Below are 16,945 nucleotides of genomic sequence, written 5' to 3'. Positions count from 1 at the left end.
CCCGTTCTGGAGTGCTGAATGACTGATATTAAAATTGCCGTAGCTTGTCATAAACCTTCCGAGCTCCCGCATAACCCCCTTTATGTTCCCGTTCAGGTTGGGTCTGCTATCGCGCCCCGGCGTATGGAGGGCATTGCTCATGATGATGAGGGCGATAATATTTCCGCTAAGAATGGCTCGTACTGTGAGTTAACTGCTCAGTATTGGGCCTGGAAAAATCTTGACGCCGACTATCTTGGTCTTTGCCACTACCGTCGTTTCCTAACTTTTTCTGATGGTGATTTCGAGTTCACTAAGCGCAATCAAGTTGAAGCGGGTTTTCTCGATTCATTCAACATGGATCGCTTTGGCCTTGAAGATGCGAGCGAAATGGCCTCGGTGATCGAGCGGTATGACTGCGTGGTTGGTCTGCTTGAAGATGTTAGCGGTCTTTCAACTCCTAAAGGAAAACAGAAAACGGTTTATAAGCACTGGGCTGCCCATGATCGAGACTTGATTAACGTCAACGATCTTGACCAGATGATCAAGATCGTTGACGAGTTTTATCCCGAGTATTCAGACGACCTTCATTTGTACCTCGAAGATAAGTGGTTCCTTGGTTATAACTGTTTTGTTATGAAGAAGGACCTATTCAATAAGATGTGCCATTTTGAGTTCGATGTTCTTTCGAGGCTTGAGGCACTTGTCGATTTGTCTCATTACAACCAGATGCGTTCGAGGATCTTTGGCTTTATGGCCGAGATTCTCTACAGTGTGTTCATTTTTCATATTGAAAAGAACGGTGCACATGTTAAGCATGTTCCACTTGTTTACTTCAATGTTACTGAACCGCTTGATAGTCTTCGCCTGAAGCCTGTCGAAAACGCAATCCCAATTGTTTTTAACGCTGTTGAACGTGATTTTGATGCATCGATAATCGATGTTACGCTTAGGTCATTCATAAAGGCCAACTCGGGCTCTGCTGTTCTGTATGACTTAATTGTTTTGGGTCGTGAACTTTCTGCTTTCGTTAAAGCTGAAATTAATCGTAGCTGTGAAGCCGCTGATAATTTTAGTGTTCGTTTTATCGACTTGGATCAGATCGATTACGGCCTTTTCGATCGAGTCGGATATGTTAAGGCAAAGTTAAATGACGTGAAATTCCGTCAGTCGATCGACCCCGAGATTCTGCTTCCCTGGCTTTTGCCTGACTATCATCGAGTTATTTCTTTTGAGTGGCATACGTTGTTTTATGGCCTTACTTCAGAGTTGTGGCAGCGCTTCCGTTCCTCTGAGAAGCCCATCGTTGCGGCCGAGAGCGTTATTGACCGCGCAAGAATTAATGAGCCGCTTGATCGTCTCTACAAGAGATGTCGTCATGAGCTAGGTATTCAGGATCCCTACGGTTATTTCGATACGTCTGTGATGGTTCTCGATCTTGATCAACTTCGAAATGAGGCTGATTTCGAATCTATTAAGAACCTATATCTTAAGCACAATTATCAGCTTAGGGCCAGTGAAGCGTTTAATGTTATCTATGAGGGTCGTTGCGAATCGCTTGACCTATCTTGGGCATATCCCGTCGATGCCGATTATTGGAGAAAGGGTTTAGCGCCTGCGGCTCCTCTGAGCCTATTTCGTAAGTTTAAAGAGGTTGCGAATCCATCCATTGTGCAATATGACCCACTAGTTTTTTCAAATCCCGAGCCGAGTTCTGTTACTACTGATTTTTGGCGTATCGCTAGAGAGGGTTCCTTTTATGAAGTTCTCCTTAGCAATATGGTCTCATATCGAATTCACAAAGATGCTGAGGAGAAGTCTGGTCTGAGGAAGGCGATTGCGGAAAAGCTCCCCGTTGGGTCTGATAAGAGGCAAGTCGCTGCAAATATCGCTGGTTCTGCTTTATCTATCCTTTATCCTTCAGGTTCCAAGCGTCGTGAGAGGATAGAGCAAACTTGGACGGAGGACGAGTATAAATCCCGTCTTCTTAAACATCTCAAATAGTAATAGGTGCCTTAATGGAGCAACTAATGTCTGGCTTTAAGCTATCTAATATCGTTTTGCACGTCGATATGCATGCGGCTAATCATCCCGAGATTTACTATCGCGTTATTTCTGGTGAGGCTGTTTATTCTGAGAGTTCATCTGCTCTGCGAATTAAAGGGGACGTGGACTTTCTCACATATGTAAACGCCTGCTCTGTATGCAAATGGCGTCAATATGCTCAGATTGATAATTTAAAGTTATCGCTTACTCTCAAGGGTTCTGGTCGCGTTGTTCTTCGCGGTGTTCCTCTTGACTCTAATGAGCCTAAAATTCTTTCGTATCATTCGTTTGATTTTGAGGATATCTCTGAATTATCCGTTCCCGTTGAGGTGGATAAGTTCGACCTAGTCGGATTCTCAATTATTTCTGAGGGGGCTTCGACTGTTGATGTCTTTGCGGGTTCTTTCTCGACCTGCGTTGATGCTTCGGCTGTCAATGACGTTCGCATTGCCCTTTGCACTACTACATTCAAAAATGAGAAGTACATCATCCCCAACATTTCCCTGGTTAAAAACGGCATTGCTGCTGAGGGTGCTCCGTTTGCCGATAATTTTCACATGTTTGTCGTCGACAATGGGCGTTCGCTCGACGTTGACGCTCTTTCTGATGATGTCGTGACCGTGCTCCCTAACCCCAACACGGGCGGTTCCGGAGGTTTCGCCCGTGGCATGATGGCTGCGACCGAGCATTCCGGTGAGTTTACGCATGTCATTGTTATGGATGACGACGTGTCCATCATGCCTGAGAGCCTTATTCGTACATTCAACCTGCTATCGCTTGCTCGGGGAAAGTATAAGGATGCCTTCATCAATGGTGCCATGCTTTCACTTGAGGACCCTATAAGGCAGTTTGAAGATGTTTCGCATGTTGTTGATACAGCTGTTTATGCTCGCCTTAAACAGGACCTTGATGTATCCAAGCTTTCAGATATCCTTTTAAATGAGCGTCAGGATATCGAGGTCTCTAAGGCTTATGGCGCATGGTGGTATAGCTGTATTCCCGTTGAGGCGATCTTGAAGAACGGCTTGCCTGTTCCGTTCTTTATCCGTTGCGATGATGTTGAGTTTGGCATGCGCAACAACCCCGTTTACATGACCATGGATGGCATCTGTGTATGGCACGCCAGTTTTGAGGGCCGTTTTAGGGCTTCTGTAGATTGTTATCAGTACACGCGCAATTTTCTTGCCATGATTGCTATGGATGATTGTGCTAAAGAGGGCTGGGCAATCATGCGTGCCAAACGAAATGTTCGCATGAATCTTCGTGACTACGATTATGCGGCCGCAGAACTTACGCTTGATGGTATTGATGATTATCTTAAGGGCCCCGAGTATCTGGAGAACCTTGACGGTTCGGCTTTGATGATGTCTAATGGCAAGCGCAATGAGAAGCTTGTTCCTGTTGAGGAACTTGGTAGTGACCTGCTTTCTCGTGCCGGTATTAACGACGAAGTCCTTTGTGGTAAGCAGATACTTCCTGACGATGGTCGCAGGGCGCTCTTCATGAAGTACTTCCGTACCCTTCCTTATGACAAGCACTATGCTCCGTTCTTGCTTTCCGAAAAGCCAGGCTATGTTGTTAAGCATGGCTCTGCCGTTATTGAGGGTAGTTCAATGGGACATAAGACCGTTGTGTTCCTTGATCCCACTCGCACGAAAGGTGCTGTGCGTCATCTTGACATGGACCGATTCCATGCGATTCGAAAGCGCGAGCGACAACTTATGGCTCGCTATCGAAAAGAAGGCAGGGCTGTTCGTAAAGCTTGGAAAGATGCACGGCCATATCTCACTTCGCGTGAGTTTTGGACTGAATATTTGGGACTTTAACGTAAAGGGGTCTGTCGAAATGCCGACAGACCCCTATTTAGTCCTGTTTCTTTAGAAGATAGGGTAGAGCGAGTACTTGCGGTACGGTGAATGTAGCCGGTATGGCGCTGTTGAACTTCTTAAGCGGTCTGATCACGCTATTTACGATTTTCTGCACGTTCATATTCCTCATAGACCTTAAGCTCCCATTGTTTGCGTTCGACTTTGGCTACTGAGTCCAGCACAAAACCTGTGGCAAGCGAGAGGCCGCATAGGAACATAAAGGCTGCAGCAAGGATGGCGGTGGGGAGGCGCGGTACCAAACCGGTCTGCGCGTATTCAGCTATAACGGGAATGCCCAGTATTAGCCCAATGATTGCGAAGATCGCCGCCGTGAGTCCAAAAAACTTAAGCGGCCTGTAGTCCTTAAAGAGCGTGCCGATCATGCTGGTGACCTTGATGCCGTCACTGACTGTGTTGAGCTTCGACACGGATCCTTCGGGGCGGTCGCGGTAGACGATGGGCACGTCTTTGATACGCCAGCGGTGGTCGACGGCATGGATGGAGAGCTCGGTTTCAATCTGGAAGCCCTCGCTCAAAACGGGGAAGGTCTTGACGAAAGGTTTGCTCATGGCTCGATATCCGGTCATCACGTCGTCAAAGCTGTAGCCGTAAATCCACTTGATCATGGCGCGAACAAGGTTGTTGCCAAATCCGTGAAAGGCGCGATTGTTCTCCTCAGCGTACGTGCCGTTTGAGAGACGGTCGCCTACCGTCATGTCGGCTTCGCCATTGAGGACGGGGAAGCAAAGCGCCGCTGCCGACTCTGCGGGGTAGGTATCGTCGCCGTCGACCATCAAGTAGCAGTCTGCCTCGATGTCACGGAACATCTGGCGGCAGACATTGCCCTTGCCTTGACGGCTCTCATGGCGCACGATTGCCCCGGCGTCGCGGGCAACTCGAGCCGTTCCGTCTGTGGAGTTGTTGTCGTAGACATAGATAGCTGCTCCAGGGAGTTCGCGCTTAAAGTCCTCGACGACCTTTTTGATTGTGACTGCCTCGTTGTAGCAGGGGATAAGCACGGCAACGTTGCGGTAATCCATGGTGCTCCTCGGTTGGGCTCAAAACTCCAATAGTATAGAGTGCTGGGGCGGCCGAGTTTGTGGGTTCCTTTTATCGTCAGCGTATCGCCGCATTTTCCATGTGCGCGGGGGCTATACTTTCGATTTGCTAACGAAACGATGTAAGGAGTTGCGTTCGTGACAGAGCAGACTCAGGTTGCGCCCAAGGCCTCGATGCCTCCATCGCACGCCAAAAATGATTTCCAAAAGGATAAGTTCATTCTTGAGCAGCTGGTAACCAAGGATTTCAAACTTAAGTATCGCCGCAGCGTTCTCGGTATCGCATGGTCGGTGCTTAATCCGTTGCTGATGATGGTTGTCATGGCTATCGTCTTTTCGACCATCTTTGCACAAGGTCGTAACGGTTCCATCACTCCAGATATGTACCCGTTGTACCTTATCGTCGGTAACGTCACCTTTTCTGTGATGTCCGACTCTACGACGCAGGCCATGTCTTCTATCCTGGGCGCTTCTTCGCTGCTTAAAAAGGTTAAGGTTCACCGCTGGGTGTTCCCGGTTCAGAAAGTCCTGTTCTCCCTTGTGAACTTTGCACTTTCGCTGGTCGCCGTTGCCCTTGTTATGATTTGGTTTCGCGTCGTTCCCAGCTGGCATCTGATTCTTTTGCCGGTCTGCTTGTTCTTTCTTATGCTGTTCTGTATGGGTCTTGGCCTTATGCTTTCGGCACTATCTGTGTTCTTCCGCGATGTCATGCATCTTTGGAGCGTCGTTATCACCGCTTGGACGTACTTTACTCCCATTTTCTGGACCACGGATTTTATTGCGCAGATGCCGCATATTCTTCGCGTGATTATGTACGCCAATCCTATGTATAACTATCTTACGTTTATGCGCGACATCTTTCTATTTCAGCAAAGTCCGACCCCTCTGGTATTTGGTCTTTGCGTTGCCTGGGCTTTGATTTCGCTTGCCATTGGCTATACGATTTTCCACAAGACTGAGCATAAATTCATCCTGTATATCTAAGGAGCTTGCATGTCTGAAACTAATACCGCTGCTCCTGTCGATTACAGCAAGCAGCCCATGGCCGTCGAGGTCAAAGATGTAACGATGATCTTCAATATGGCCTCTGAGTCTCTGGGCAGCCTCAAGGAGTACTTCATTTCCTTGGCGCGCCATAAGCTCTTTTTTGAGGAGTTCCGTGCGCTTAAGAACATCTCGTTTGACGTTCATCGCGGCGAGGTTGTTGGTCTGGTTGGCACCAATGGTTCTGGCAAGTCTACGATGCTCAAAATCATCGCCGGTGTCCTTGAGCCCTCTGAGGGCGAGGTTAAGGTTCATGGCAATATTGCGCCGTTGATTGAGCTTGGCGCCGGTTTTGATCCTGAGCTTTCCGCTCGCGAGAACATCTACCTCAACGGCGCTCTCCTTGGTTATACCAAGGAGTTTATTGATGCAAACTTCGATGGCATCATTGAGTTCGCTGAGCTCAAAGACTTCGTTGACATGCCGCTGAAGAACTTCTCTTCGGGTATGGTCGCGCGCATTGCCTTCGCTATCGCCACGATTACCGAGCCCGATATTCTCATCGTCGATGAGACGCTTTCTGTTGGCGATGTCTTTTTCCAGCAGAAGTGCGAGCGCCGCATTCAGCATTTTATTGAGAGCGGTGACGTCACGGTCTTGTTCGTTTCTCACTCCATGGAGCAGGTTGAGCGCATTTGCCAGCGTGCTGTTTGGATCGAGAAGGGCGACCTGCGTATGGATGGCCCCGTGGATGAGGTCTGCAAGGCATACCACGACCAGTTCAAGTAGGTTATAATTTATTGGCCGTGTGAACTTGTACCTGCTTGGACGCGCGGCTTTATGCTCCATTAGCTCAGTTGGATAGAGCAGGGGACTTCTAATCCCAAGGTCGACGGTTCGAATCCGCCATGGAGCACCAGAGAGTTTTTGAAGACCCGGTTATTACGCCGGGTCTTTGCTATTTGGTGCGCGTGCGCACGCAGTGCTCCCTCAACAATAAGTCCGATGCAGCGATGCTGCACCGGACTTTCTACATCTCAGAATGGCTATCAGCCTTTGGCTGTTGGGCTCTTACGCCTCGGTCGGCTCCACGCCCAGCTCGTTGCGGACGAGCTCGAAGGCGGCGGCGATGGCCTTGTCCATGTCGTAGTACTTGTAGCCGCCCAGGCGACCGGCAAAGATCACGTCGCCCTCCTGTGCTGCCAGCTCCTCGTACTGTTTGTACAGGGCCTCGTTTTTGGCATCGTTGATGGGGTAGTAGGGCTCGTCGCCGGGCTTCCAGTCGGCCGGGTACTCGCGCGTGATGACGGTCTTGTCCTGCGTGCCGAACTCAAAGTGCTTGTGCTCGATGATGCGCGTGTAGGGGATCTCGCGCTCGGTGTAGTTGACCACGGCCACGCCCTGGTGGTCCTGCTCATCGAGCGTCTCGGTCTCGAAGCGCAGACTACGGTACTCGAGCGTGCCCAGCTTAAAGTCGTAGAACGCGTCGATGGGGCCGCAGTAGATCGTCTTGGCGGCGATATCGGGCTCGGCGGCGATCAGCTCCTTGTACTCCACGCCGCAGCGCACCTCGACGCCCTCGAGCATGTTGGCGACCATCCTGGTGTAGCCGCCCATGGGGATGCCCTGGTAGCGGTCGTTGAAGTAGTTGTTGTCGTAGGTAAAGCGGCAGGGGAGGCGCTTGATGATGCTCGCGGGCAGGTCGCGGCAATCACGGCCCCACTGCTTCTCGGTGTAGCCCTTTACGAGTGTCTCAAAGATGTCGCGGCCGACGAGCGACAGCGCCTGCTCCTCGAGGTTCTGCGGCTCGCCGATGTTCTCGGCGGCCACCTGCTCGGCGATCTTGGTCTTGGCGTCTGCCGGCGTGACGACGCCCGGCCACATCTTGGCGAAGGTGTTCATGTTGAAGGGCATGTTGTACATGTTGCCGTGGAAGTTGGCGACCGGCGAGTTGACGTAGTTGTTGAACTCGGCGAAGCGGTTGACGTAGTCCCAGACGTCCTTCATGGAGGTGTGGAAGATGTGCGCGCCGTAGCGGTGGACCTGGATGCCCTCGACGTCCTCGGTGTAGATGTTGCCGGCGATGTGGTCGCGGCGATCGATGACCAGGACCGACTTGCCGGCGCGCTTGGCGGCATTGGCAAAGACAGCGCCCGAAAGGCCGGCGCCGACAACGAGGTAATCGTATTGGGACATGGATATGCTCCTTTGTATGTCGATTGGACAGTTACTTTAGTTTTGGGACAAACGCTACTGACTCATTTGCCCATGAGATTAGTGTAGCAGATGCACTTTCAGCAGCTCCAGCGCGTGAGCGTAACCTTGGAGGCCTTCGCCGGTGATGGTGGCAAAGCAGGCCAGGCGGGCGTAGCTTATCTGGCGGAAGTCCTCACGCGTTTCGACGGCGCTGATGTGGACCTCGATGGCAGGGATGGCGACGGCCTTGAGGGCGTCGAGGATCGCCACGCTCGTGTGCGTGTAGGCCGCCGGGTTGATGACGATGCCGTCGACCTTGCCGTAGGCCTCTTGGATCTTGTCGACGATGCTGCCCTCGTGGTTGGACTGGAAAACCTCGACCTCGTCGAAGCCCTGTGAGGCGCCCGCTTCCTGGCAGATCTGCACTAAGCGGTCGTAGTTGTCGCTGCCGTAGATGCCCGGCTCGCGAATGCCGAGCATGTTGAGGTTGGGGCCGTTAATGACGAGTGCTTTCATGGTTGCTTCCTTTGCGGTTGGAAAACCACCACAAAGGTGCCTGTCCCCTTTGTGGTGGTTTTTGCTACATGGCTGGTGGGAGGGTGTCGAGGACGGCGGCCGCGGTGTTGGCGGCGCAGTCGCGTGAGTCGATGATGTAGTCGGCCCAAGCGCGGTAGCGCGGCATGCGCTGCTCGGCGAGCTTGTCGACGCCGTCGCGGGCGGTGATGGGGCGTCCCTTATGAGCGAGTTCGTCGAGCTTGCGGTTGAGCATCACGATCTGGCTGTTCTGGTGCAGCAGCGGGTAGTTCTCGTCGCGCGTTACCACGCCGCCGCCGGTGGAGAGCACCAGGCCGCTGCGCTTGGAGATGTCGGCCAGCGCCGCCGTCTCCTGCTCGCGGAAGGCGGCCTCGCCGCGCTTGACGATAAAGTCGGCACAGGGCATGCCCAGACGCTCCTCGAGGGCGCGATCCAGGTCGATGTGCTCGCGACCCGTGAGCAGGGCGATCTGCTCGCCCACGCGGGTCTTGCCCGAGCCCGGCATGCCGATCAGCGCGATGTTCTGTTCGCGGCGTGACAGGCGCTCCGTTACGTCCAGGATGCGCTCGCGCGGGGTGACTTGGCCGGTGTAGCGCTCGACAGCTTGTGCCGCCTGGGCAACAAGCATGAGCAGGCCACCGATGCAGGGGATGCCGCGGCGCTCGGCCTCGAGCATGAGTCCCGTGCGAGCGGGGTTGTAGACAATGTCGATAACGCCCTCGAGCGCATCGAGCCCTTCGAGTGTGCAAGGCGCGTCGGGGCAGTGGGGGAACATGCCGGCAGGCGTGCAGTTGACGAGCAGGGCGGCGTCGGACTGCTGCGCGATGTTGCTGTAGTTGACTTCGCTCGTGCGACCCACGGGTACGACGATGGCGCCCATGTCTCCCAGCACCATACTTGCCGTGGTGCCGGCGCCGCCGGTGGCACCGAGCACGAGGGCCTTCTTGCCGGCAACCTCAACGCCCAACTCCTCGACCAGGCACCGAAAACCAAAGTAGTCGGTGTTGTCGCCGCGCAGGCGACCGTCAGGTAGGCGTGTGATGGTGTTGACGTTGCCCATGCGCTCGGCCAGGGGACTCAACTCGTCCAGGTAGTCCATGACGGCGCGCTTGTAGGGGATGGTCACGTTGGTGCCCTCCCATTCGTCGCCGGTCATAAAGGCCTGGAGGTCCTCGGGCTCGCGCTCAAAGCGCACGTACTCAAGCCCCGCGAGCTCCTTGTAGATGGTCGGGGTGTAGCTGTGGCCCAGCACACGGCCCAGTACGCCGTAGGGACGGGTTGCGGCGGTATCGGTCATCTAGAGCACCTCCGTGTAGCTGCCAAAGTAGGTGAAGCTCTCGCACACGTCATCGATGGAGTCGAGCAAGTCGTCGAGGGCCTTGCTACCAAAGGGGCAGTCCAGGTCAAAGTAGAACATAAACTCAAAGTCATGCCCGGGGATGGGACGGCTCTCGAGCTTGATGAGGTTGATATTGAGCGCGTAGAAACGCTCGAGTACGCGATAGAGCGCGCCCGGCTCGTTGGCCGTGGTAATCATAAGCGAGGTGCGGTTGGCACCGGGGTAGACGCGTGGCTCGCGGCTGATGACGACAAAGCGCGTGTAGTTGTTGTCCGAGTCCTGGATGTTGGGCTCCAGCACCTCCAGACCGTAGAGTGCGGCGCAGCTGCGCGATGCGATGGCGGCAACATCGGTGCGCTCGGAGCTGGCGACCATCTCGGCCGACATGGCGGTGTTGGGGTACTTGGTGGCGTGCAGGCCGTGCGCCTTGATAAAGCTAGCGCACTGCGCGATGGCCTGACCGTGGCTGTAGACCTCGCGTATGCCCGCGAGCTTGGTGCCGGGCTTGACGAGCAAGTTGTGGTCGATCTTGAGGCGCAGCGAGCGCACGATGTGGAAGTCGAACTGGGCGAGCAGGTCGTAGACGGCGTTGACTGAGCCGGCGGTGGAGTTCTCGATGGGCAGCACGCCAAACTCGCAGAAGCCGTCGCGCACGGCGCGCATAACGCCCTCGAAGGTCTCGAAAAACGCGATGTCGGGCACGTCGAAGAGTTTGCACGCGGCGATTTGACTGTAAGCGCCCTCGACGCCCTGGCAGGCGACGGTGGCCGTTTGAGGGAAGGGCGTGTCGGAGGCTGCAGCCGTGGCATGGGCCTTTTGCGACACCGTGATGCCCTTGAGCTCGTTGATGTAGCGCTGCTGCTCGGCCTTGCTCATGCTCATGAGGAGGCGGAACAGCGTGATGGTCTGCGCCTCGTAGCGCTCGGGTGCGCGGCTGGCGAGGTTGTTGAGCTTGGAGCGCTCGCGGGCGGGGTCGAAGACGGCCTTGCCCATCTCGATTTTTGATTTGGCGACTTCGGTGGCAATGTCCATGCGTTCGACAAAGCTGCTGAGAAGCGTAGTGTCGATGCCATCGATGGCCTGGCGGATGTCGGCAAGGTCCATGGAGGCCCCTTTCGTAAATCGTTGCCTGGGGTAGTTAATTTGGGACGGGGCTATTTTAGCTACCCCGGCAGCAAATCGGCCAAAACGTCGCGTTAACTGCCGGGGTAGCTAAAAAAGCCCCGTCCCAAATTAACTACCCTTGGGGTGGGCGGGTTAGCGCTGGCCTGCGTCCTCGAGGAGGGCATCCCAAATTGCGAGGGCGGCGGCTGCTTCGGCTACGGGGACGGCGCGCGGGACGATGCAGGGATCGTGGCGGCCGTGGACCGAGAGTCCGACATTTTCCATAGCGTCCATGTCGACCGTCTGCTGCTCGCGGCTAATGGAGGGCGTCGGCTTTACGGCCATACGCCACATGACGGGCGCGCCGGTCGAAATACCGCCCAGGATGCCGCCGGCGTTGTTGGATTCGACCTCGATCTCACCGGTCTCGGCATCGATGCGATACGGATCGTTGTTCTCGCTGCCGCGCAAGGCGGCCACGGCAAAGCCCATGCCAAACTCCACGCCCTTTACGGCGGGAATGCCAAACGCGATCTGTGCGATGCGGTTCTCGATGCCGTCGAACATGGGGTCGCCGATGCCCGCAGGTAGGCCGTAGATGCCGCACTCCACGATGCCGCCGATGCTGTCGAGTTCGTCGCGCGCGGCTAGGATCTCCTCGCGCATGCGGCCGGCTGCGGCGGCGTCAATGCACGGCAGATCGTTCGTAAGTATTGCCTTGCGGTCGGCCTCGCGATAGACCATGTCGTCCATGGGCAGGTCGGAGATGCCGCCGATCTGTGCCACATGCGCCATGACCTTAATGCCGCGGGCCTCGAGTGCCTGCAGCGCAATCCCGCCGGCGATGCATAGAGGGGCCGTCAGACGGCCGGAGAAGTGCCCGCCGCCGGCGACGTCGTGCATGTTGTGGTACTTCACACGCGCCGGAAAGTCTGCGTGCCCGGGGCGGGGCTTGCGGCGCAGCTCGGAGTAATCCTTGGAGCGCGTGTTGGTGTTCTCGATAATCGCTGCAATGGGCGCTCCGGTGGTATGTCCATCGACAACACCGGCGATGATGTGGGCGGCGTCGGCCTCGCGGCGTTTGGTCGCGGTCTCGTTGCGACCGGGGGCGCGACGGTCGAGGAAGGCCTGCAGCTTCTCCTGGTCCACGGCGATGCCCGCCGGGATGCCATCGAGCGAGCAGCCGATAGCGGGAGAGTGCGACTGGCCGAAGATACTTAAGTGCAAGACGTTGCCAAAGGTCGAGGACATGCTATTCCTCCTCGAGCGTGACCTTGCCGCCCAGCAGGCGGTAGTGGTCGAAGAAATCGGGATAGGACTTGTTGACGGCCTCGGCGCCGTGGATCACAACTTCGCCAGTGGCGCGGCTCGCAGCGATGGCAGCCATCATGGCGATGCGGTGGTCGTTGTGCGAATCGACCTCGCCGCCGGTAAAGGCATCGACACCCTTGATGATGAGGTCGTCACCGGCAATGCGCACCTGCGCGCCCAGCGCGGTGAGCTCGCGGGTGGTGGTGGCCAGACGGTCGGATTCCTTGATGCGTAGACGGGCGCAATCGCGGATGAACGTGCGGCCTTGCGCCAGCGATGCCACGGCCGAGATGACGGGCACCAGGTCTGGAATGTCGTGGGCACTCATCTCAAAGCCGGCGAGCTTGTCGGACTGCACGGTGGCGGCGTTGGTGGAGCGCACGATGCGGGCACCAAAGCGCGAAAGCGCGGCGAGCACGTTGCGGTCGCCCTGTGCGGAGCTCAGCGACACGCCCTCGACGGTGATGGGGTCGGTGCCGATGGCACCGGCGCACAGCCAAAAGGCGGCGTTGGACCAGTCGCCCTCGACGGCTACGCTGCCGGGCGTGCGGTACGAGCCGCTGCTCACACGGAAGTTCGTGACCTCGGGCTGGCCGTCCTTGGCCGGAATGCGCTCGACGTTGACCTCGACGCCAAAGGCCTTCATGGCCTGGATTGTCAGGTTGATGTAAGGGCGGCTCTCGATGAGGCCGGTCACCTGCACGCAGGAGGGCTGGGCCAGCAGCGGGGCTGCCAGCAGCAGGCCGGAGATATACTGCGAGCTCACGTTGCCCGGCAGCACAAAGGTGCCCGGGCGCATGCGTCCGCTCGTCTTGAGCGGAAAACCGCCCAGGCCCTGCAGGTCGCAACCGGCGGCGATGATCTCGTCCGAGAGCGGGGAGAGCGGGCGGGCGCCCAGGCGGCCCTGGCCCACGAAGGTGGCATTCGCACCCAGCGCGCAGGCGACGGGCAGCATAAAGCGGAGCGTGGAGCCGCTCTCGCCGCAGTCGAGCGTGCCGCCGGCAAGGGCCTTGAGCAGGCCAAACTCAACACTCTTCATGGTGGGGTGGACCTGGAAGCCGTCCTCGACGGTCTCGATGCGGGCGCCGAGCGCCGTGAGGCAACGCACCGTGGCCTCGATGTCGGCGCAGGTAGTGTTGCAGGTAACGTGCGTCTCGCCGTTGGCAAGCGCGGCGCAGATGATCAGGCGATGCGCCATCGACTTAGATGCGATGGCGGGAACGGTGCCCTTGAGCGGGGACGGGGTGATGCGGGCTAGCATGCGGATGCGTTTCCCTTCTGGCCGAGGCCTTCGGCAATGAGTTCGTGGAAAGTGGAAAGCGGCGTGCGGTCGATGCTGCAGTGGCCAATGTCGTGCGGAATCACCAGGTCGATGGTGTCGCCCGCGCGCTTCTTGTCGTGGAGCGCCTCGGCAAAGATGGCATCGGCATCTAGGTCGCAGTGGGTCTTGAGGCCATGGCGGGCGCAGAGTTCCTCAATACGACCGGGCAGCTCGGCATCGCAGACGCCGTGTAGGGCTGCGGCGCGCGTGATGATGCCCATGCCGATCGACACGCAGTTGCCGTGTCCGAGCTCAAAGTGCTCGCAGGCCTCGACGGCGTGTCCGGCGCTGTGTCCAAAGTTGAGCAGCTTGCGCTGGTTGGTTTCGCGCTCGTCGGCGACGACCACGGCGCGCTTGATGTCGATATTGCGGGCGATGATGAGCGCTACGCGGGCCACATCGCGGTTGAGTAGCTCAAGCGTAAGCGGGGTCTTCTCCAGTTCGGCGAAAAGCTCCGGGTCGGCGATCACGGCATGCTTGACGACCTCGCCGCAGCCGTCGGCGAACTGCTCGGGCGTGAGGGTGGCCAGGCACCCCACGTCGGCGATAACCACGCTCGGCTGCCAAAAGGCGCCGGCCAAGTTCTTGCCGGCAGCCAGGTCGATGGCGGTCTTGCCACCCACCGACGAATCCACCATGGCGAGCAGACTCGTCGGGATCTGCACAAACTTGCAGCCGCGCATGTAGGTGGCGGCCACAAAGCCCGTCACGTCGCCCACGACGCCGCCGCCGAGCGCCACGATAACGTCGGAGCGCGAAAGCTCGTGCTCGGCCACAAACTCCAAAATGGCAACATAGGTTTCGGCGCGCTTATGGGCCTCGCCGGCCTCGAAGGTGCAGATGCTCACCTCGTAGCCTGACGCCTCCAGGCTCTGCTTAACGGGCATCTGGTAGAGCGGGCCCACGTTGGTGTCCGTCACGATGACGGCCTTGGTGCCGCCGGCAGTGGCGCGCACGAGCGGCCCCGCCTGCTCCAGCAAAAACGTGCCAACATGCACCTGGTAGGGGCGTGCAGTGTCGATATCGATGGTAATCGCCATAAGCTTCGGTCCTTTCGACCTGGCGTGATAGGTGGTCTAGTGGGAGGCCTCGTCGTCGAGTGCACGCTTGATGCGGTCGCCCTCGGCAAGGAGATTCTCCAGATAGCGCTGGTCGCGGTCCTTGAGCGCACGGCTGTAGGCGCCGAGCGAGTCGATCAGGTGGTCGATCTCGAAGGCGAGAGCATCGGCGTCGTCGATCATGAGCTCGGACCACATCTGCGGATTGAGGTGCGCCACGCGGGTGAGGTCGCGGTAGCTGCCGGCCGAAAAGCCGTGGTGGACCTGAGCGGTCGGGCTCTTGACGTAGGCGTTGGATACCACGTGCGCAAGCTGGCTCGTGAAGGCGATGACGCGGTCGTGCTCGGCGGCGCTGGTCACGCTGAACTTGCCAAAGCCCAAGGGGCGCACCATCTCGCGCACCTGGCCCAAAAGCTCCAGTTTGAGTGCATCGTCCACCGCAGGCGGCACGAGCACGAGCGGCGCGCCCTGGAACAGGTCGGCGCGGGAGTGCGCATAGCCCGAGTACTGCGTGCCCGCCATGGGGTGCGCGCCCACAAAGTAAAAGCCGTGCTCGCGGGCAAGCTCAAAGGCGCGCTCGCACACGATGCCCTTGACGCCCACCGTGTCGATCACCACGGGGCCCATAATGGCCTCGGTGTCGGTGGCGTCGGCGAGTGCCTGGGCATGCTCCTCGAGCCACTCGATGCAGGCCTCGGGGTAGCAGGCCAGGACGATGATGTCGCATTCGCCGAGTGTCTTGTCGTTGAGCTCTCCGACGACAGTGCCCATGCTGGCGGCCGTCATGACATCGTCATCGGGGTCCCAGGCCAGCACGCGGACGCCCGCCTGTGCATAGCCGCGGGCAAAGCTACCGCCGATGAGGCCCAGGCCGACGATACCGGCGCACTTGGGGCCGCCCTGGTTAACACGCGCGTTTCTCACCGTGCCCATGGGCTACTCCATGGTCTCTTGGCAGACAACTTCGCGGATGGCTCGGATGCGGCGCATGGTGTCGTCGAACTGATCGGGGGTGAGGGCCTGGGCGCCGTCGGACCAGGCTCGGCTCGGCTCGTCGTGGACCTCGATCTCCAGGCCGTTGGCACCGCAGGCGGTCGCGGCGAGCGCCATGGGCTCAACGTAGCGGGTGTAGCCGGTGGCGTGGCTGGGGTCGGCGACGACGGGCAGGTGCGACAGGTGGTGCAGCACCGGCACGGCGTTGAGGTCGAAGGTGTTGCGGGTGCGGGTCTCGAAGGTGCGGATGCCGCGCTCGCACAGGATGACGTCGTCGTTGCCCTCGCTCATGATGTACTCGGCTGCCATAAGCAGCTCATCGATCGTGCCGGACATGCCGCGCTTAAGCAAGATCGGAGTCTGGGTCTTGCCGACCTCCTTGAGCAGGGGGAAGTTCTGGGCGTTGCGGGCGCCGATCTGCATGACGTCAATCTTCTTGTCCAAGAAGACCTGCACGTCGCGCGGGTCCATGATCTCGGTAACGATCGGCATGTCGAGCTCGGCAGACGCCTCGCACAGCAGGTCGAGGCCGGCGGGGCCCATGCCCTGGTAGGCGTAGGGGGAGGTGCGGGGCTTGTAAGCACCGCCGCGCAGCATCGTGGCGCCGGCGGCCTTTACGCGGCGTGCGATGCGAATGAGGTTCTCGCCCTCGACGGAGCAGGGGCCGGCGATGACCTGGAACTGGTCGCCACCGATCTTGACGCCGTGGCCGCAGTCGATGACGGAGTCCTCGGGGTGGAACTTGCGGTTTGCGCGCTTGAACGGCTCGGAGACGCGCTGCACGCGCTCGACGACGTCCATGGACTCGAGCAGGAACGGGTCGATCTTGGTCGTATCGCCCACCAGGCCGATGATCGTCTCGTTCTCGCCGCGCGAGACGTCGGTCTTCAGGCCTTTTTTCTCAATCCAGCTGACGATATGGCTTACGGCCTCGTCGCTAGCGCTCTGCTTTAGAATTGCAATCATGGTGTGCCTCTCACCTCGATGGATAACTTTTGCAAAAACGGCCCGCATTGCGAGCCGTGTATATATGGTGCATGAGAGTTTATACTATCCGACTCGCTTTTGCCTTCTAAAGTGGGCCGTTGCGCCGCGTCTTCCTCGGAATTGCAAAGCTTTTTCTTTTATTTTGATAGCCCGTGGCGCACTTGGGT

General features: G+C 57.6%; 14 protein-coding genes and 1 tRNA gene. 5 read left to right on the top strand and 10 right to left on the bottom strand.

The features are described 5' to 3' along the window. Nucleotides 1-18 precede the first annotated feature (18 nt). Both DW123_RS07000 and DW123_RS06995 read left to right on the top strand, forming a co-directional pair. Entirely contained in the window at nt 19-1,983 is a 1,965-nt protein-coding gene (locus DW123_RS07000) for a DUF4422 domain-containing protein (RefSeq protein WP_118273310.1), read from the top strand. 26 nt (nt 1,984-2,009) lie between these two features. Beyond that, complete coding sequence (locus tag DW123_RS06995; RefSeq protein WP_158570726.1) at nt 2,010-3,851, top strand: glycosyltransferase; 1,842 nt, start codon at nt 2,010-2,012, stop codon at nt 3,849-3,851. 137 nt (nt 3,852-3,988) lie between these two features. On the opposite strand, the gene DW123_RS06990 is transcribed toward DW123_RS06995, so the two are convergent. Beyond that, nucleotides 3,989-4,933: a glycosyltransferase family 2 protein gene (locus tag DW123_RS06990; RefSeq protein ID WP_118273312.1), complete on the bottom strand. Its 945-nt coding sequence runs from the start codon at nt 4,931-4,933 to the stop codon at nt 3,989-3,991. 192 nt (nt 4,934-5,125) lie between these two features. Between DW123_RS06990 and DW123_RS06985 the strand changes: the two genes are divergently transcribed. The 3 genes from DW123_RS06985 (at nt 5,126) to DW123_RS06975 (ending at nt 6,854) form a co-directional block, all read left to right on the top strand. Then, a complete protein-coding gene (locus DW123_RS06985) occupies nt 5,126-5,935 on the top strand; it encodes an ABC transporter permease (protein WP_118273382.1) in 810 nt (269 codons plus the stop codon). A 9-nt stretch (nt 5,936-5,944) separates the two neighbouring features. Further along, the gene (locus DW123_RS06980) at nt 5,945-6,724 is read left to right on the top strand and encodes an ABC transporter ATP-binding protein (RefSeq protein WP_118273313.1); all 780 of its coding nucleotides are present in this window, start codon (nt 5,945-5,947) and stop codon (nt 6,722-6,724) included. A gap of 53 nt (nt 6,725-6,777) precedes the next feature. Then, a tRNA-Arg gene (locus DW123_RS06975) sits at nt 6,778-6,854 on the top strand. Nucleotides 6,855-7,006: 152 nt separating this feature from the next. On the opposite strand, the gene glf is transcribed toward DW123_RS06975, so the two are convergent. The 9 genes from glf to aroF form a co-directional block, all read right to left on the bottom strand. Further along, complete coding sequence (gene glf, locus DW123_RS06970) at nt 7,007-8,131, bottom strand: UDP-galactopyranose mutase (protein ID WP_118273314.1); 1,125 nt, start codon at nt 8,129-8,131, stop codon at nt 7,007-7,009. Between the two features lie 78 nt (nt 8,132-8,209). Then, nucleotides 8,210-8,647 carry a type II 3-dehydroquinate dehydratase gene (gene aroQ, locus DW123_RS06965; RefSeq protein ID WP_118273315.1) on the bottom strand — a complete coding sequence of 146 codons (438 nt, stop codon included), beginning with the start codon at nt 8,645-8,647 and terminating at the stop codon, nt 8,210-8,212. A gap of 64 nt (nt 8,648-8,711) precedes the next feature. Next, entirely contained in the window at nt 8,712-9,962 is a 1,251-nt protein-coding gene (locus tag DW123_RS06960) for a shikimate kinase (RefSeq protein ID WP_118273316.1), read from the bottom strand. Then, nucleotides 9,963-11,108, bottom strand: a complete 1,146-nt coding sequence (gene pheA, locus DW123_RS06955) for a prephenate dehydratase (RefSeq protein WP_118273317.1) — start codon at nt 11,106-11,108, stop codon at nt 9,963-9,965. Nucleotides 11,109-11,261: 153 nt separating this feature from the next. Beyond that, the gene (gene aroC / locus DW123_RS06950) at nt 11,262-12,359 is read right to left on the bottom strand and encodes a chorismate synthase (RefSeq protein ID WP_118273318.1); all 1,098 of its coding nucleotides are present in this window, start codon (nt 12,357-12,359) and stop codon (nt 11,262-11,264) included. 1 nt (nt 12,360) lies between these two features. Further along, nucleotides 12,361-13,680: a 3-phosphoshikimate 1-carboxyvinyltransferase gene (gene aroA / locus DW123_RS06945; RefSeq protein ID WP_118273319.1), complete on the bottom strand. Its 1,320-nt coding sequence runs from the start codon at nt 13,678-13,680 to the stop codon at nt 12,361-12,363. Next, nucleotides 13,674-14,780, bottom strand: a complete 1,107-nt coding sequence (gene aroB, locus DW123_RS06940; protein ID WP_118273320.1) for a 3-dehydroquinate synthase — start codon at nt 14,778-14,780, stop codon at nt 13,674-13,676. Before aroB ends, aroA begins: the two co-directional genes overlap by 7 nt. Before the next feature lie 36 nt (nt 14,781-14,816). Next, nucleotides 14,817-15,731, bottom strand: coding sequence for a prephenate dehydrogenase/arogenate dehydrogenase family protein (locus DW123_RS06935; RefSeq protein ID WP_118273321.1), 915 nt, complete (start codon nt 15,729-15,731; stop codon nt 14,817-14,819). A gap of 3 nt (nt 15,732-15,734) precedes the next feature. Beyond that, nucleotides 15,735-16,757 (bottom strand): 3-deoxy-7-phosphoheptulonate synthase, encoded by a 1,023-nt coding sequence (aroF, locus tag DW123_RS06930; protein ID WP_118273322.1) that lies wholly within the window; start codon nt 16,755-16,757, stop codon nt 15,735-15,737. Nucleotides 16,758-16,945 lie beyond the last annotated feature (188 nt).

Origin of the sequence: Collinsella sp. AM10-26 (genome assembly GCF_003472525.1) — a bacterium.
Classification (GTDB): Bacteria; Actinomycetota; Coriobacteriia; order Coriobacteriales; family Coriobacteriaceae; genus Collinsella.
This window is presented reverse-complemented; position numbering and strand designations above follow the sequence as displayed.